This is a genomic window from Thermovibrio ammonificans HB-1, from assembly GCF_000185805.1.
In the GTDB taxonomy this organism is placed as follows: Bacteria; Aquificota; Aquificia; order Desulfurobacteriales; family Desulfurobacteriaceae; genus Thermovibrio; species Thermovibrio ammonificans.
The window spans coordinates 1,103,817-1,119,169 of sequence record NC_014926.1; the positions used below are offsets into that span (position 1 = coordinate 1,103,817).

Annotated in this window: 19 protein-coding genes; 13 read left to right on the forward strand and 6 right to left on the reverse strand. The window is 51.9% G+C overall.

Going from position 1 to position 15,353, the window contains the following annotated elements; genetic code table 11:
• Positions 1-24: 24 nt before the first annotated feature.
• The 11 genes from cybH (at position 25) to THEAM_RS05685 (ending at position 7,660) form a co-directional block, all read left to right on the forward strand.
• Complete coding sequence (gene cybH, locus THEAM_RS05635) at positions 25-672, forward strand: Ni/Fe-hydrogenase, b-type cytochrome subunit (RefSeq protein ID WP_013537875.1); 648 nt, start codon at positions 25-27, stop codon at positions 670-672.
• A gap of 71 nt (positions 673-743) precedes the next feature.
• Positions 744-1,277, forward strand: coding sequence for a HyaD/HybD family hydrogenase maturation endopeptidase (locus THEAM_RS05640; protein WP_013537876.1), 534 nt, complete (start codon positions 744-746; stop codon positions 1,275-1,277).
• Positions 1,278-1,520 carry a HypC/HybG/HupF family hydrogenase formation chaperone gene (locus THEAM_RS05645; RefSeq protein ID WP_013537877.1) on the forward strand — a complete coding sequence of 81 codons (243 nt, stop codon included), beginning with the start codon at positions 1,278-1,280 and terminating at the stop codon, positions 1,518-1,520.
• Positions 1,520-1,870 carry a hydrogenase maturation nickel metallochaperone HypA/HybF gene (locus tag THEAM_RS05650; RefSeq protein ID WP_013537878.1) on the forward strand — a complete coding sequence of 117 codons (351 nt, stop codon included), beginning with the start codon at positions 1,520-1,522 and terminating at the stop codon, positions 1,868-1,870. Before THEAM_RS05645 ends, THEAM_RS05650 begins: the two co-directional genes overlap by 1 nt.
• A gap of 1 nt (position 1,871) precedes the next feature.
• The gene (locus THEAM_RS05655; RefSeq protein ID WP_013537879.1) at positions 1,872-2,570 is read left to right on the forward strand and encodes a class I SAM-dependent methyltransferase; all 699 of its coding nucleotides are present in this window, start codon (positions 1,872-1,874) and stop codon (positions 2,568-2,570) included.
• Positions 2,563-3,321, forward strand: coding sequence for a hydrogenase nickel incorporation protein HypB (hypB, locus tag THEAM_RS05660; RefSeq protein ID WP_013537880.1), 759 nt, complete (start codon positions 2,563-2,565; stop codon positions 3,319-3,321). The genes THEAM_RS05655 and hypB overlap by 8 nt, the downstream gene beginning before the upstream one ends.
• 66 nt (positions 3,322-3,387) lie before the next feature.
• Entirely contained in the window at positions 3,388-3,678 is a 291-nt protein-coding gene (locus THEAM_RS05665; protein WP_013537881.1) for a hypothetical protein, read from the forward strand.
• A gap of 70 nt (positions 3,679-3,748) precedes the next feature.
• On the forward strand, positions 3,749-5,107 hold the full coding sequence (locus THEAM_RS05670) for a TolC family protein (protein WP_013537882.1): 1,359 nt from the start codon (positions 3,749-3,751) through the stop codon (positions 5,105-5,107).
• The gene (locus THEAM_RS05675) at positions 4,995-6,236 is read left to right on the forward strand and encodes an HlyD family secretion protein (RefSeq protein ID WP_013537883.1); all 1,242 of its coding nucleotides are present in this window, start codon (positions 4,995-4,997) and stop codon (positions 6,234-6,236) included. The genes THEAM_RS05670 and THEAM_RS05675 overlap by 113 nt, the downstream gene beginning before the upstream one ends.
• Before the next feature lie 63 nt (positions 6,237-6,299).
• Positions 6,300-6,464, forward strand: a complete 165-nt coding sequence (rd, locus tag THEAM_RS05680; RefSeq protein ID WP_013537884.1) for a rubredoxin — start codon at positions 6,300-6,302, stop codon at positions 6,462-6,464.
• Positions 6,464-7,660: an FprA family A-type flavoprotein gene (locus THEAM_RS05685; protein ID WP_013537885.1), complete on the forward strand. Its 1,197-nt coding sequence runs from the start codon at positions 6,464-6,466 to the stop codon at positions 7,658-7,660. The genes rd and THEAM_RS05685 overlap by 1 nt, the downstream gene beginning before the upstream one ends.
• Here the strand turns inward: THEAM_RS05685 and THEAM_RS05690 are convergent.
• The 4 genes from THEAM_RS05690 to THEAM_RS05700 are packed head-to-tail and all read right to left on the reverse strand — an operon-like array spanning position 7,638 to position 10,216.
• The gene (locus THEAM_RS05690; RefSeq protein WP_083797270.1) at positions 7,638-8,933 is read right to left on the reverse strand and encodes an ion transporter; all 1,296 of its coding nucleotides are present in this window, start codon (positions 8,931-8,933) and stop codon (positions 7,638-7,640) included. The genes THEAM_RS05685 and THEAM_RS05690 overlap by 23 nt on opposite strands.
• Positions 8,934-8,978: 45 nt before the next feature.
• The gene (locus tag THEAM_RS09660) at positions 8,979-9,143 is read right to left on the reverse strand and encodes a hypothetical protein (protein ID WP_157629614.1); all 165 of its coding nucleotides are present in this window, start codon (positions 9,141-9,143) and stop codon (positions 8,979-8,981) included.
• A gap of 7 nt (positions 9,144-9,150) precedes the next feature.
• On the reverse strand, positions 9,151-9,804 hold the full coding sequence (locus THEAM_RS05695) for an energy transducer TonB (protein WP_041439481.1): 654 nt from the start codon (positions 9,802-9,804) through the stop codon (positions 9,151-9,153).
• Positions 9,788-10,216 carry an ExbD/TolR family protein gene (locus THEAM_RS05700; protein WP_013537886.1) on the reverse strand — a complete coding sequence of 143 codons (429 nt, stop codon included), beginning with the start codon at positions 10,214-10,216 and terminating at the stop codon, positions 9,788-9,790. Before THEAM_RS05700 ends, THEAM_RS05695 begins: the two co-directional genes overlap by 17 nt.
• A 57-nt stretch (positions 10,217-10,273) precedes the next feature.
• Between THEAM_RS05700 and THEAM_RS05705 the strand changes: the two genes are divergently transcribed.
• Positions 10,274-10,765, forward strand: a complete 492-nt coding sequence (locus THEAM_RS05705) for a MotA/TolQ/ExbB proton channel family protein (RefSeq protein ID WP_013537887.1) — start codon at positions 10,274-10,276, stop codon at positions 10,763-10,765.
• A 22-nt stretch (positions 10,766-10,787) separates the two neighbouring features.
• Here the strand turns inward: THEAM_RS05705 and gatB are convergent, their stop codons facing one another.
• Both gatB and THEAM_RS05715 read right to left on the reverse strand, forming a co-directional pair.
• A complete protein-coding gene (gene gatB, locus THEAM_RS05710; protein WP_013537888.1) occupies positions 10,788-12,245 on the reverse strand; it encodes an Asp-tRNA(Asn)/Glu-tRNA(Gln) amidotransferase subunit GatB in 1,458 nt (485 codons plus the stop codon).
• A gap of 21 nt (positions 12,246-12,266) precedes the next feature.
• A complete protein-coding gene (locus THEAM_RS05715) occupies positions 12,267-13,325 on the reverse strand; it encodes an SLC13 family permease (protein ID WP_013537889.1) in 1,059 nt (352 codons plus the stop codon).
• 68 nt (positions 13,326-13,393) lie between these two features.
• On the opposite strand from THEAM_RS05715, the gene THEAM_RS05720 reads away from it, so the two are divergent.
• Positions 13,394-15,352 (forward strand): transglycosylase domain-containing protein, encoded by a 1,959-nt coding sequence (locus THEAM_RS05720; RefSeq protein ID WP_013537890.1) that lies wholly within the window; start codon positions 13,394-13,396, stop codon positions 15,350-15,352.
• The last annotated feature ends 1 nt before the right edge of the window (position 15,353 follow it).

The window sequence follows — 15,353 nt, forward strand, 5'->3', positions numbered from 1 at the left end:
TCCAACTCTATGAGGAGGGACGAAATGGCAACTTACGAGAAGAAGTACGTGTGGAGCATACTGCTGAGGCTGTTCCACTGGACGTTCGCCCCCTCTATCTTCACGCTGATAGTTACAGGGCTCTACATCCACTGGCCCTGGACCAATACGTGGATGGAGGGTAGCCACCAGTTCACAATGGCTACGATGAGGTGGATACACTTTATAGCGGGAATGCTCTTTACCTGTGCAGTGATAGCAAGGCTCTACCTGTGGTTCTTCGGTAATAAGTACGAGAGGGTTTGGGACTTCCTGCCCATAACCGGCAGGAACATTAAGAACCTTTTCTCTACGCTCCTCTACTACGCCTACCTGACGGACCACCACGAGCACAGGCTCGGCCACAATGCACTTGCGGGAACGGCATACTTCTTTACAATTCTGCTGGCAATTATCCAGTTTATCTCGGGGCTTTACCTGCTCTACCCCGAGAACAGCTTCTTCGTCTCCCTGGGTTCTGCGATTTTCGGAACTCAGCAGGAGGCCCGCTTTATCCACTACCTGCTCAACTGGTACTTTGCGTGGTTTGCCCTTGTTCACATCTACATTGTTGTGTGGAACGACGTTAAGAACCCCGAGGGTCTTATCTCCTCTATATTCGACGGGTTCAAGTTTGCAAAGAAAGAGCATTAAGAGATTCGGAGTTTGCCGAGGGGAAGGGGGAGCTTAAAGGCTCCCCCTTCTTTATTTAAGCCGGAGGTGAAATGGAGAAGATAGGTGTTATGGGCGTGGGAAACGTTCTTCTGAGGGACGAGGGGTTCGGGGTAAAGCTCCTCTATATTTTGAAGGCAAAGTACGACTTTCCGGAAAACGTTGTGTTGATAGACGGCGGAACGGCAGGAATCTTCCTCTCCCCGGAGATAGATTACCTCGACAGACTGGTTATTGTAGACGTTGTTAAGGCGGAAGGGGAGCCGGGTAGCGTGAGGATTTACGAGAAAGAGGATTTTTTCATAGACAGGCTGCCGCTGAAGCTGTCTCCCCACCAGCTCGGACTCCAGGAGGTTCTGTTGCTGAACGAGCTTAAGGGCACTTGCCCTAAGGAGGTTAAGCTGATAGGGGTTGTACCAAAGGCCGTTGAAACCGGCACCGGCCTTACTCCGGAGCTTGAGGCGAAGCTCCCCGAAGTTGAGGAGCTGGTTCTAAAGGTGTTAAGGGAGTGGGGAGTTGAGCCTAAGTTAAAAGAGAGACCGGAAGACCCTCAGATCTGGTGGGAGAAAAAGGTTAAGGAGGCGTAAATGTGTGTAGGTGTTCCCATGAAGGTTGTTGAGGTTGATTACCCGATGGCCGTTGCAGAGGCGAAAGGCGTAAGGAGAACCATCAGTTTGATGCTGCTGCTGGAGGGAGAGGTTAAGGAGGGCGACTACGTTATGGTTCACGTGGGTAACGCTATAGAGAAGCTCGACCCGGAAACGGCAAAGGAGATATGGGACGCCCTTGATGAGGTTTTAAAGGCAATCGATGAAGGTGAGGGCTACTGATGCACGAAACCTCTATAGCAATGGGTTTTCTGGAATCTTTAAGCCAGCTGCTCGAGAGGGAGAAGGCAAAAAAGGTGGTGAAGGTAAGGGTGAGAATCGGGAAGCTCTCGGGCATAGTAGTGGACTCCTTCGTTTTTGCCTTTGACGCCCTTAAGGGGCAGTTTAAGGGGCTTGAGGAGACCGAGCTCGTTGTGGAGGAGTCGCCAATAAGGTACAGGTGCAACAGCTGCGGCCACGAGTTTACGGTGGAGACGGTGTTTTTCCCGGAGTGTCCGAAGTGTGGGGCGGTGGACCTGAAGCTCCTGTCGGGAGAGGAGCTTCAGGTAATAGACGCAGAAATAGAGGTGTGAAATGGTCGTAAAGAGAATCTTCAACGGCAAGTTCGCCCACTACTACGAAAACGTGATAAACAGGATATCGAGCCCTCTCTACACCGACAGGTGGAGAAGGTCGCTCGTAGATAAAGTGGTGGAGCTTTTCCCCAACGCCAAAACCGTAATAGACTGCTGCAGCGGTGCAGGGAACGTGGGGAAGCTCTTTTTAAAGAAAAATCCCGGAGTGAAGCTCTTAAACTGCGACATAAGCAAACCCCTACTGAAAATGGCAAAGGAGCGTTTAAAGGAAAAGGCCTTTTACGTCTGCTCCGACAACAGGTTCTACCCTATAAAGAGTAACTCCGTTGACGTAATCTTCTCCTCTTTCTGCGTCAGGAACTCACCCGACCCTCTACTAACAATAGGTGAGAGCTTCCGGGTCCTCAAACGGGGCGGGCTGCTTGCAGTTCTCGACTTCTTCAGGAACGACTCCCTCTCCCCGGTCTACCTCATAAACTCGGCCCTCTTCCGCTCCTTCATGGAGGCGAACAAACTGGTGTCAAAGGAAGCAAAAGAAGCGATAGAGTACCTCTTTGAATCGATAGAGCGGTTCTTCACAAAGGAGGAGTTCCTCGAAATCCTCAGGGGAACCGGCTTTACCCCCCTACACGTAAAAGACTTCATGGGCGGAATAGCAACCACAATAGTAGCGGTTAAGGAGGTGAAAAATGTGTGACGTATGCGGATGTGGCAACCACGACCACAGCCACGACCACACGGTTGTAACAGACGACACAACAAGGAGGAACGTAGAAATTAAGCAGAGCCTGCTGAGCCGCAACGAGCAGGTAGCCGCATCCAACAGGGAGCACTTCGACAGGCACAACATACTGGCAATTAACCTCATAAGCTCTCCCGGCTCGGGAAAGACCACCCTCCTCGAGAAGACGATAGAGGCCCTTAAAGACGAGTTCAAAATAGGAGTTCTCGAAGGGGACATCGAAACCGAGAGGGACGCAGAGAGAGTGAGGGCCAAAGGGGCCGCTGCCGTTCAGCTTACAACGGGAGGAGCCTGCCACCTTGAGGCACCACTCGTCCACAAAGGCTTCCACGCCCTTGAGAAACAGATGGAGGGCTACCCCGACATCCTCTTCATCGAAAACGTAGGGAACCTGGTATGTCCTTCCTCTTTCTACCTGGGAGAGCACCTGAGGGTTGTTCTCGTGTCGGTTCCGGAAGGACCGGACAAGCCGGCAAAGTACCCCAAGGCCTTCAAAACCTCCGACGTTTTCATCATCACAAAAGCCGACCTTCTTCCCTTCTTCGACTTCGACGTTGAAAAAGTTAAAGAAGAGGCCCTCTCGCTCAACCCCAACCTGAAGGTCTTTGTTGTATCGGCAAAAACCGGAGAGGGCCTTCAGGAGTGGTTCCAGTTCCTAAGGGAGAAGGTTTACGAAAAGAAAGGTGCCGCTAAAGAGACAAAGTAGTTGCTCTGCGGCCCCTACCCTATATTTAGGGTTAGGGGCCATAAAAAAACAAATAACGGGGGAGCGGTGCTTCCGAGGCTTGTTGGTGGGGCGATACTGACAACGGTTACCTTCTGCTTTGCGTCGTGTGACTCAAGTTACAAGATTCACAAGTACAGAGGGGAGATATCCCTGGTAAGGTCCAGGTGTAAGGTCGGGAAAAGGCTTTTAAAACAGGAGTTCCCGCGGAGCACCTTCAGGCTGAAGGACCCTCAAAACTGCACCTACGAGTTTGAAGTGTGGTTCTCCAAGCCGAAAAGGGAGCTTCAAACCCGCCTTCTAAGATATCCCTTCGTAAAAACGGTTAAGCTCCAGTGACCCTTGAAATCTCCGGCCTCCTTACTGTAATGTTTTCTTAACACCTTACGCTTAAAAACAGGGAGAAAAAGTGAGGCTTCTAACCGCCGCTTTTGCCGCCTTGGCGTTTGCAACGCAGCAGAGCTTCGCCTTCACGGCAGACGAAGTAGCAAAGCTCGTAAGGGAGCGCAACCTACAGGTTCTTGCGGCAAAGGAACAGCTCAAAGGGGCCCTATTCCAAGAGAAAGCAACCAAAAAGAGCTTCCTCCCCCAACTAACCCTCTCGGGCTCCTTCTTCGAGAACTACCAGAGCGCCTTCCCCAAAGGGTGGCAGCAGAGCTACACCCTCTCGGCAACAGTCACCGACCAGCTCGTAAACTTCCAACAGCTGGACCAGCTCAAAATAGACAGAACCCAAGTAGAAATTCAGAAAGCGAACCTATCGGGCACGCTACTGGAGCAGCTCTACCAGGCCCTCAACCTATTCCTCGAGGCCGGTGCCCAAAGGGAGAAAGTGAAAATACGGAAAGAGCTCCTAAACTCGGCACAGCAGATATTCAAAGTGGCCCAAAAAAAGTACAGAGAGGGCCTCGTAATGGTTACAGACCTTTTAAAGGCAAAGGCGGAAGTAGACTCAGCAAAGAGGGCACTGGTAGAGGAAGAAAACAGGTACAGGAAAACGCTTAACAGGCTCAACGAACTGCTGAACACCCGACTAAAGGGAGAGCCAGAGGTCTGCTTCTTCACCGAAGAGCTGAAAATCAACCGTAAGGAGCTTCTAAAAAGAGCCCTGAGCCTGCGGCCGGAGCTGAAACAGCAGGAGAAGGGAGTAAAACTTTCCAAGCTCCAGGTTCAACAAATCCAAGACACACTAAAACCGAACTTAAACTTAAGCGTTTCGGTCAGCAGAACGGGCACCCAGTTCCTACCGTCCGATAAAACGGTATCGGCGGGAATCACCATAAACTTCCCCGTTTTCGACAGCGGAGTCACAAAGGCCCGGGCACTCTCTGCTGAGTCCGGCGTTAAAGTGGCCCAACTTCAGCTCCAAGAGCTGAAAAACCGAATAAAACGGGAAGTCCTAAACGCCGTAGCCGACGTAGAATCGGGCTACCAAAGGCTAAAGGCGGCAGAGAGCTCCCTCAACTTCTACAGAAAAGCCTACAGCCGGAGCCTAAACGAGTACAGGCTCGGCGTCACAGACATAGTCTCACTACTTCAGGCCTTTAACGCCCTGAAAAACGGCGAAGAGGAGTACATAGACGCACTCCTCAGCTACAACCAGGCGATACTCAACCTCGACAGAACAACCGGCCAGCTCTTAACCGGAGGTTTCTATGAAGAAGTTTCTCGCTGCTCTGATAGTTTTGGCACTACTCGCAGCAGCGGTAGTAGCGATAAAGGGGAGAAAGGGGCAAGAGCTCGTTCCCGTTCAGGTAGTAACGGTTAAAAAGGGAGAAGTCAGAAAAGAGATAGAGGCCACGGGAATAATAAAGCCGCAGGTCGGCGCAGAGATAAAAGTGGGGGCGAGGATATCCGGAACGGTGGTAAAAGAAAACGTTAAAGTGGGAGACTTCGTAAAAAAGGGCGACCTCATAGCGGTAATAGACAACAGAGAGCTTAAAGAGGCCCTGAAAAGGGCCCGGGCCAATCTGGAAGAGATAAAGAGGAGCTACCCGGAACGCATAGCACGCCAGAAGTTCCTCGTTGAAAGTGCAAAAACCCAGCTCAAACAGGCAGAGGCCAAACTAAAGGCGGAGGAGGAGAACTACAGAGTTAAAAAGTGGAAGTTTGAAAGGCAGAAAGAGCTTCTATCGATAGGCTACACAACGCCCGAGAAGTTCAAAGAGGCCAAACAGGCCCTTGCTCTTGCAGAGAGCAACCTAAAAGCAGCCAAAGAAGGCGTTAAACAGGCCCTTTACAACCTAAAGGCTCAAGAGGCAGAGCTAAAAAGGCTAAAGGCCGAATTCCAGGAGAACCTCAAGAAAGCAGAAGCCGACCTTAAACAGGCCCAGATTCGCTACTCCTACTCCTACATCTACGCCCCCATGAGCGGGATAATCTCCTTCGTCTCCACCCAGAAAGGGGAAACGGTAGTTGCCGGCCTCAACGCTCCCCAGTTCGTGACGATACTCGACCCTAAGAGGCTCGAGAACTGGATATACGTAGACGAAACAGAAATAGGAAAGGTCAAAAAGGGTATGCCGGTAGAGTTCACCGTAGACGCCTACCCCGGGAAGGTGTTCAAAGGCAAAGTAGTGGAGATATACCCAAAACCCAAGATTCTCAACAACGTGGTTTACTACATAGTTGTGGCAAGGGGCTTTAAGAACGTAGAGCTCCTCAGGCCGGAAATGACAACCCACAACACCGTAATAGCCGGCGTCCGCAAAGGGGTTTTAGTCGTTCCGAACGCGGCCGTAAAGTGGAAAAACGGCCACTACGTAGTCTACAAAGTGGTAGGCGGAAAAGTAGTAGAGGTTCCCGTTAAAGTGGGGTGGAGCGACGAAAACTACACCCAGATAGTTGAGGGGCTGAAAGAGGGCGACAAGGTGGCCCTATCGGTAAGGAGGCGGTAGTTGACTTTTAACCCGGTGGCCATAAGTTGAAATTGAGAACCATTACTATTTAAGGAGGCCGCCGTGAAGAAGTTCTATTGTGTTCCCTGCGGATACGTTTACGACCCCGAGCTGGGAGACCCCGACAACGGGATACCTCCGGGAACGCCGTTTGAAGAGCTTCCCGACGACTGGACCTGCCCCTGGTGCGGAGCCGGAAAGGAAGACTTTGAACCTCTGGAGGAGTGATGGCAGTAAAACAGATATCTGAAAGAACCTACTGGGTAGGAGCGATAGACTGGGACAGGGTGCTGTTCGACGAGCTCGTAACCCTGCCGGAAGGAACAAGCTACAACGCCTACATCGTTAAAGGGAGCGAGAAAACCGCCCTTATAGACACCGTAGAGCCCCACAAAAAGGAGGAGCTGTTCAAAAACCTTAAAGAGCTCGGCATTGAAAGGATAGACTACATCGTTTCAAACCACGCCGAACAGGACCACTCCGGAGCGATACCGGACGTTCTAAAGGCGTTCCCGAAGGCCAAAGTGGTAACCAACAAAAAGTGCAAACAGATGCTCCAAGACCTCCTTCACCTGCCGGAGGAGGTGTTCAAGGTAATAGATGAAGGGGAGAGCCTATCGCTGGGCGACAGGAGCCTACAGTTCTTCATGGCCCCGTGGGTCCACTGGCCGGAAACCATGTTCACCTGGGTCCCCGAGGAGAAGGTCCTCTTTACCTGTGACTTTTTAGGCTCCCACATAGCAACCAGCGAGCTCTTTGATACAACCGACGAAAACAGGGCAAAAGTCTACCTTGAGACAAAGCGCTACTACGCCGAAATCATGATGCCCTTCAGGAACTTCATAAAGAAACACCTGGCCCTCATAGACAGACTCGGCCCCGAGATAATAGCACCGAGCCACGGAGTTGTCATAAAGGACGTTGAGTTTATGACCGGAGCCTACAAGCGGTGGGTCAGCGACGAAGTTAAACCGATGGTGATAATCCCCTTCGTCTCTATGCACGAGAGCACCCGCCACATGGTAGAGCACCTTACCTCGGAGCTTTCAAAGGAAGGGGTCATAGTAAGACCCTACAACCTGATAACGGCAGACCTGGGCAACGCGGCCATGGACCTTGTAGACGCCGCAGCCGTAGTTATAGCCTCGCCGACGGTTCTCGCAGGCGCCCACCCGGCGGTTATATCCTTTGCCTACCTGACAAACGGCCTCAGGCCCAAAACAAAGTTCCTCGGGGTAATAGGCTCTTACGGCTGGAACGGCAAAGTTATGGTTAAACACGTTCAGGAGACTCTGAAGAACATAAAGGCCCAGTGGTTGGAACCCGTTCTCGTAAAGGGGCTTCCCAGGGAAGAGGACTTCAACAGGCTATCGGCGTTTGCAAAAGAACTGGCAGAGAAAGTCAAAGCGGTTTCGACCCTTTAACCACAATAACCTGCTCGGCCCTTTCAAGGGGGTAGTCGTCCGGAGGGTTCAGGATAACGCGCCTGCCCTCCTGGACGGCTACGGGAAGCACCCCTTTCTTCCTAAGCCAAACAACCAGCTCACCGAAAGTTTTAACCCCTTTCAGCTTCTTTACGGGAAGGAGCTCTATGAGCTCCGAGGTGAGAAGGCCGTCTAAGAGCTTCTCCGCCCCCGGGTTTGTAATGCTGGAAAAGAGCAGCCGCCCTATCACCTTACCGTAAATGAAAACGCCGTCTACGTTCAGCCTCTTCTCAAACACCTCGGCGTTTTCATCGTGAAGCACCTCTACGAAAACCTTCGCAGACGGGTTCATCGTTTTTACAAGCATGGCCGTTAAGGCGGTCCTTGCATCTACGTTCCTGTCGGTAAGCCCTTCATGCCTCTCCCCGAGAATTACAACTTCGGAGGCGTTGGGAACGGAAACCTCGAGCAGAACCTTCTCCTTTGTGAAATCGCCCCTCTTGTAGAGGATATAGCGGCTCAGCTCAACTCCGAGCTCCTTCCTGTCGTACTCCGTTACGAGAACTATCGGCTTTTCTTTATCGAGCCCCCTGGCTATTATCTGCTCAAGAAGCTCTTCACCGCTTTCGCTCCAGCCGCAGATAACCAGGTGCTCTTTCAGTTTGTCCATCTTTATCCCCTCCCCCTTCAAGATGTTCATCCTGTTTATCAGGGTTGCCGAAAAAGTAGCCGTAAGGGCAGAGACCAAAACGATGCCGCCGCTTATGAGAAGGGAGGCGAGGAACTTGCCCACCTTCGTTTGAGGGGTAATATCTCCGTAGCCCACGGTGGATATGGTCACCACTCCCCAGTAGAGGGCCTCAAAAATTGAGCTGAAGGCCCTGTTACCGGCGTTGTACTCGTATATGTAAACCACCGAGGAGATGGTCACTATCCAGAGGACCAAGGTTATGAGTATGAAGGTTATTATCGGGGCCTCCTCCTTTACCGCAAGCAGAAGGCTCCTTACGGCATAGGTGTAGCGGAAAATCTTTAAAAGGCGCATCAGCCTTAAGAGCCTGAGGGTTCCAAAGGGCCTGAAAACGGGCAGTATGGCAACAAGGTCTATGAGGGAGTAGGGTTTAACCGCCCACCTGAGCTTCGGGTAAAGGGCCAAGAGCAGAGCTTTAAGGGGAGAAGCTTCGGCCTCCCTGGCCGCCCTGAAGTCGTCTGTAAAGTCCGAAACCACCCAGAGCCGCAGTAAGTACTCAATTACGAAGAACCAGAGGGTAATCTCCTCGTAGTCATCGAAGAAGGTTTTAAGGTCCGGAGGGAGGGGCTACTTTACAACGGTTTCTATGATTATAGGAATAGAGGAGGTTACAACCACAAAGAGGGCAAAGGTGTCGTAAAGGAGCCTGTAAGGCCCCGTATCGCTCTCGAGGAGGTTGTAGAGCCAAACTTTAAGCCTTCTGAGCCTGCGGGAGAGCTTCAACACCAACATCAACTACCTACTGGGAAAAGGCCCGCTTCAGGTTGTACTCTAAGGAGAGTCTAAAAGTCAGGGTATCGTTCTTCACGCTTTCCGGAATTTTCGGAAAGCGGGCCTTTTTTATCGCTATACACGTTGCCTCTGTGAGAATAGGCTCCCCGAACAGCGGCTTACACTGGAGGACCTTTCCCGACCTATCCAGCGTAAACTGAACCATAACCGGTCCCTCTATCCCCCTCTGATAGGCCTCAAGGGGGTAGAAAATCTCCCTCGCAATTGCCTCCCTAACCGCCTCTACGTAGGCGGCGGGAAGGTTACCCTGCATCGGCTTAAGTCCCTGAGTGGGCCTTGAAACGGGCTGCTGCTTCTTCTCCTCTCTCCTCTCCTGCTTCTTGGGGCGGGGGAGCTCCTTTAAAGGCTTGGAACTTTTTATTTTCGGCTTCTCCTTTACAGGAGAGACCCTCTTCTTCTCCTCCTTAACCTCCCTCTTTGGCCTCTGGCGCTCAACGGTTATACGCTCACTCCTCACCTTGGGCTTTATGAGCGAAATCTGTATAACCTGCTTAACCTCCCTCCTCGGCGGCTTCAAAATCGCCTTCACCCCTTCAAAGAAGAGCCACTCAAAGGCAGCAGCCAGAAGGAGGGAAACGATAACCCTAACCGCCGTGCCCATTTTTCTCCTTCGCGAGAAGACCTATAGAGGAGACTCCCGCTTCAGTTGCGGCGTCCATAACGGTAACAAGGGCCTGAACCGGAGCGTTCCTGTCGGCGTCTATTATCAAGTAGAGGTCTCGGTACTGCTTCTTTAGGCCCTTCAGTAACCTCTTTAGCTGGTCAAAGGTTAAACGCTCCTTCCCGTAGTAGAAGCGGCCGAAGCGGTCTACCACAACCGTAACGGGGTGGCGCTTAATGTGGATGTTGCTCTTCTGAACCGTTTGAGGGGGATTGGTTTTAAGGGTAATACCCGGGATTATGCTTCCCGCTATGAGAACGAAAAAGGCAAGGAGGAAGAGCATAACATCTACCATCGGGATTATTATCGGCCTCGGGGACTCTTCACACTCCTCTTCCCTGAAGATGAACACGACCACCTCTTAGATGTAGTGATACAATTATTATAGCTTCCCCAGCGGAGGTTAAAGTTGAACTTCAACCTTGAAGTTGCCCACAACCTCGTCTTCTACATCCTCTACGGCCTCTTCTTCCTGGCAACGGCCGTATTCATAGAGAGGTTGCTCTACTTCTTCTTCACCTTCTCGGCCGAGAAAAAGCTGATAAGAAGGGAGGTTGAGGAGGCAGACGAGAAAAGCGCAGAGCTCATATACAACACCTACACAGCCAAGTTCGACCGGGGGAAGGGCTTCCTTATGTTCGTTGTGACGGGAGCTCCCCTGCTGGGACTCCTCGGAACGGTCCTCGGAATTATGAACTCTTTTTCAACAATGGCCGAAAAGGGAATCTCCGATATAGCTGCAGTGAGTAAAGGAATCGCCTTCGCCCTTGAAGCAACCGCCCTCGGAATCGTGGTATCGCTCTTTGCCCTCGCCTACTACCACGTTGTGAACGCCCTCTCTAAAAGGGGCAAGGTTACGGTGAGGGAGATAATCCTGAAAACCCTGAAGGTGAGAGGTTAGAGGCGGGCAACCCCGCCCCGTATTACTCCTGTTCAAGAAGCTTCGGAATAAGCTCGTTCAAGAGCTTCGGGTTCGCCTTCCCGCGGGTCTCCTTCATCACCTGACCTATGAGGAACTTAACGGCCTTCTTCTTCTGCTTTTCGTTGCCCTCCTTGTACTGCTTAACCGCCTTCTCGTTGTTTGCAAACACCTTCTTTATAACCTCTGTAAGCGCCGACTCATCCGATATCTGAACGAGCCCCTTCTCCTCCACTATGAGCTTGGGCTCCTTGCCGCTTTTCACCATTTCGGGGATTACCTCTTCCTTGGCAACCCTTAGGGAGATAACCTCTCTGTCTACAAGCTCCAGCAGCTGAGCAAGGTGTTCGGGTTTAACCGGGGAGTCGGCTATGTCGAGCTTTGCCTCGTTTAAAGCTCCCAACAGGTCGGAAATGAGGATGTTTGCCACCTTCTTGGGCTCACCGGAGTAGGCCTTGGCCGCCTCTTCAAAGAAGGTTGCAAGGGCCCTGTCTCTAACGAGAACGCTTGCATCGTAGGGGGTAAGGCCGTAGTCGGAAACGAAACGCTCCTTAACCTGGTCGGGAAGCTCGGGCAGGCTCTCCCTTATGGCGTCAAGCCACTCCTTGTCGATTATGAGGGGAGGCAGGTCGGGCTCGGGGAAGTAGCGGTAGTCTTCGGCCTCCTCCTTCGTCCTCATGGTTTTGGTTATACCCTTTTGGGAGTCGAAGAGGCGGGTCTCCTGAACAATCTCACCACCGCTCTTAACTACCTTTATCTGCCTCTCAATCTCGTACTCGAGGGCCTTCTGGATGAAGCGGAAGGAGTTTACGTTCTTAATCTCGGTTCTCGTCCCGAGCTCCTTGGAGCCCTTGGGGCGAATCGAAACGTTTGCGTCGCACCTTAAAGAGCCCTCCTCAAGGTTGCCGTCGTTAACGCCTATCCACACCAAAATGTCCCGGAGCTTCTGCATGTAAAGCCTGGCCTCTTCAGGCGTGGAGATATCCGGCTCAGAGACTATCTCTATCAGGGGCGTTCCGGCCCTGTTGAGGTCTACGTAAGAGTTATTGTCGAAGCCCTCCCCGTGAATCGTCTTTCCGGCGTCCTCCTCCATGTGGATGCGCCTGATTCTGATTCTCTTCTTCGTGCCGTCGCTCTTTTCTATCTCTACCCAGCCGTTTTCGGCGAAGGGAAGCTCGTACTGGGTTATCTGGTAGGCTTTCGGAAGGTCGGGGTAGAAGTAGTGTTTACGGGCAAACACCGAGTAGGTGTTTATCTTACAGTTCAAAGCGAGTGCCGCCTTCACTGCAAACTCTACGGCCCTCTTGTTGAGAACCGGAAGGGCTCCGGGCATACCCAGACAAACCGGACAGACATTCGTATTAGGGGGTGCCCCGAACTCGTTTTTACAGCTGCAGAATATCTTGGTTTTAGTCAAGAGTTGAGCGTGAACTTCAAGGCCTATAACGGCTTCAAACTCCATTTCTCCTCTCCTGCGGGGGATTTAAGCACCTTTATTATAGCCTTCCAAGGCCCAGAAGAGTAAAACGCCCAACAGGAGAAAGAGGAAACTTACAGCGTGAAACAGAACCAGGAACCGCTTACCCTTTTCCACCCTCTCCCTGTAAATTCTGTAGGCTATCAAGTTGGCAAGGGAGGCCACAAGGGTGCCGAAGCCCCCTACGTTTACGCCCCACAGAAGCTCCTTCCACCTGCCGGTAAACTCGGAAACGAAAAGGGCGGCAGGCACGTTACTCATAACTTGGCTCAAGCCAACCGAGCTCCAGAAGACAGAAGCCCCTGACGAAAGCCTCAGGCTGAGGCCGTGGGAGAGGTTGTCGGTAAAGCCGAAAAAGGCGATAAAGGTCCCGAGGAGGAAGTAGTCAACCCTAAAGAGCCTCCTGTCGAACAGAAGGGCGTAAAGGAGCGGAACAAAGGCCAAGTACAGGGGCAGGAGCTTCAACGCCACGGGAAGGAAAAGCAGAAAAAGCCCTACCGCAACCTTCCAGCGCCCGTCAAGGGGCGGGTCGGGAGGCTCAAGGCAGACGCTCCTCACCTTCAGAGAGAGCAAAAACAGAGGAACAAGGAGCAGGGAAAAGGGCCCTATGGCAGAGATAAACTCCTTAAGGTGCAGGTCGTAGTGGTAGTAGATAAACAAGTTCTGGGGGTTGCCAACCGGGCTCAAAGCAGAACCGGCATTTGCGGCAACGGCCTCGAGAGTAACAAGGAAAGCTTTGCCCTCAAGGGCCATGGCGGCGGTTACCGGAACAACCGTAATGAGGGCAACGTCGTTTGTCACAAACATAGAGAGCAAAGCGGTGAGCAGAACCAGCTTCACTCCCACCCAGCGCCCCCGCTCAAAAAAGGCGGCCACCTGGGAAATCACCCCGTAGAGCTCCAAAGAGCGTAAAATTACCAGAAACACAAAGAGGGTGAACACAACTTTCAGCTCGTCGGGACTTATACGGGGGAGCCTGTGGAAAACGAGGGAAGTGACCAAAAGGGCAGAGAGGGAAAGGAAGAAGAGCCACTCGGCAACTACAACCTCTACTATTTTCCGCAATTAGCAACTCCCCTCGGTAAGAATAAATTTTCCTGTGGAAAACTATACCAAGCGTGCGGAGAGAAAAGATGTTAAGAATAATAGCGCTTCTGACCGCCGTTCTCTTCACACTACCCCAGTGGGCAAGGGCCTCTGAAAGCTACAAGGAGAAGCTCCTCCCCCGGTTTGCAACAACCGTCTTAGACAGAAACGGCAAGGTTTTGGGTTTCTTCTACAAAGACAAATTCCGCCTCTACGCTCCCTACTCCCAAATACCCAAAAAACTCATCTACGCCGTCATATCGGCAGAGGACGAAAGGTTCTTCAAACACGGCGGAATAGACCCCTTGGGAATACTGAGGGCCGCAATAACCGACCTCAGCAGGGGTAAAGTGGTTCAAGGCGGAAGCACAATCACCCAACAGCTTGCAAAGATGATATACCTCTCCCCCAAAAGGACCATAGAGCGAAAGCTTAAAGAGATTGAGCTTGCGAGGAAACTGGAGAAGAAGCTGACGAAACAGGAGATACTGGAGCTATACCTCAACTACGTTTACCTCTCAAACGGAGCCTACGGGGTTAAGGCCGCCTCGTGGGTACTATTCGGCAAGAGGAACCTCAAAGACTTAACCCTCGCCCAGGCGGCACTCCTTGCAGGGATAATCAGGGGACCGGAGTTCTACAACCCCTTCACCCACCCCCAGAGGGCCCTTAAAAGGAGGAACTACGTCCTTAAAAGGATGCTGGAAAACGGCTACATAACAAAGGCCCAGTACGAAAGAGCCATAAAAGAGCCACTAACACCGCTTAAAGAGCCAAACAAACCAAAAACCGCCGGATACGCTCTCGACTTCATCAAGTTCGAGCTCTTGAAAAAACACATAATCCCTCCGAACAGACTCTACACCGGGGGCTACACCGTTTACACCTCAATAGACTCGGAAATTCAGAACTACGCCCAAAAAGTTCTAAAGAAGTACAGAGACTGGTACGCAAAGCGCCACAAACTCAAAGACCTTCAGTGTGCCGGCATGGCAATAGACAAAAAGGGGAGGGTGATATTTATAGTCGGAGGAAGTGACTACGCCGAGACCAAACTCAACAGGGCATTCCAAACCCTCAGGCCGATAGGTTCAACCGCCAAACCGTTTACCTACTTAACGGCCTTCCAAAACGGCTGGTCTCCCCTGGACTTCGTATCCAACCTCCCCATAGAGAAACCGATGGACAAGATAGACCCGAGAACCGGCAAGAGAATGTGGTGGAAACCCCAGAACTACGAGCACACGTTTACTCCCTTTGTAACCGTCAGAGACGCCCTGATTCACTCGATAAACGTGGCAACGCTCCACCTTGCAATGCACTTTCCGGGGAAAATAAGGAAAAACCTGATTAAGTTCGAGATGATAAGTCCCAAAGCCCCTTTCGACCTTTCCTACATACTGGGAAGCTTCCCCTCCAACCTCTACCGGATAGTAAGGGCCTACTCGGCCTTCCAGAACAACGGCATAATGAGGGAGCCCTACGTAGTGCTGAAAGTTAAGAACCTGCACGGCAGAACCGTTTACGTAGGCTTCCCGAAGCTGAAGAAGGTGTCCGACCCCGAGTCGGTCCAGATACTCCGCTCCATCCTGCAAGATGTTGTGAAGCAGGGAACAGCCCGTTCAATAGCCTACTTAACGGAGCACTTTGACGTTGCCGGTAAAACGGGAACCACCAACGACTACAAAGACGCCTACTTCTCGGGCTTTACAACCTCCTTTGTTATGAGCATCTGGTTCGGAAGGGACAGCTACAAGAAGATGTGGCCCGGTGCCGCAGGCGGAGGAGTTGCCGCCCCTCCGTGGGGTAAAATAGCGCTGAAGCTATGCGATAAGTATAAGTGCGGTAGGTTCGTGCCACCTTACAGCGAGATAGTGGCCAACTACCCTCCTCCTACCCACTTCCCCGAGAAGGAGATGGAGGAGATTTACTACGACCAGCTGATTAACTCCCTAGGTGAGCCGCAGAGCGACAACGAAACCCTCAGCGAAAGCTTAGGAGGCTAAA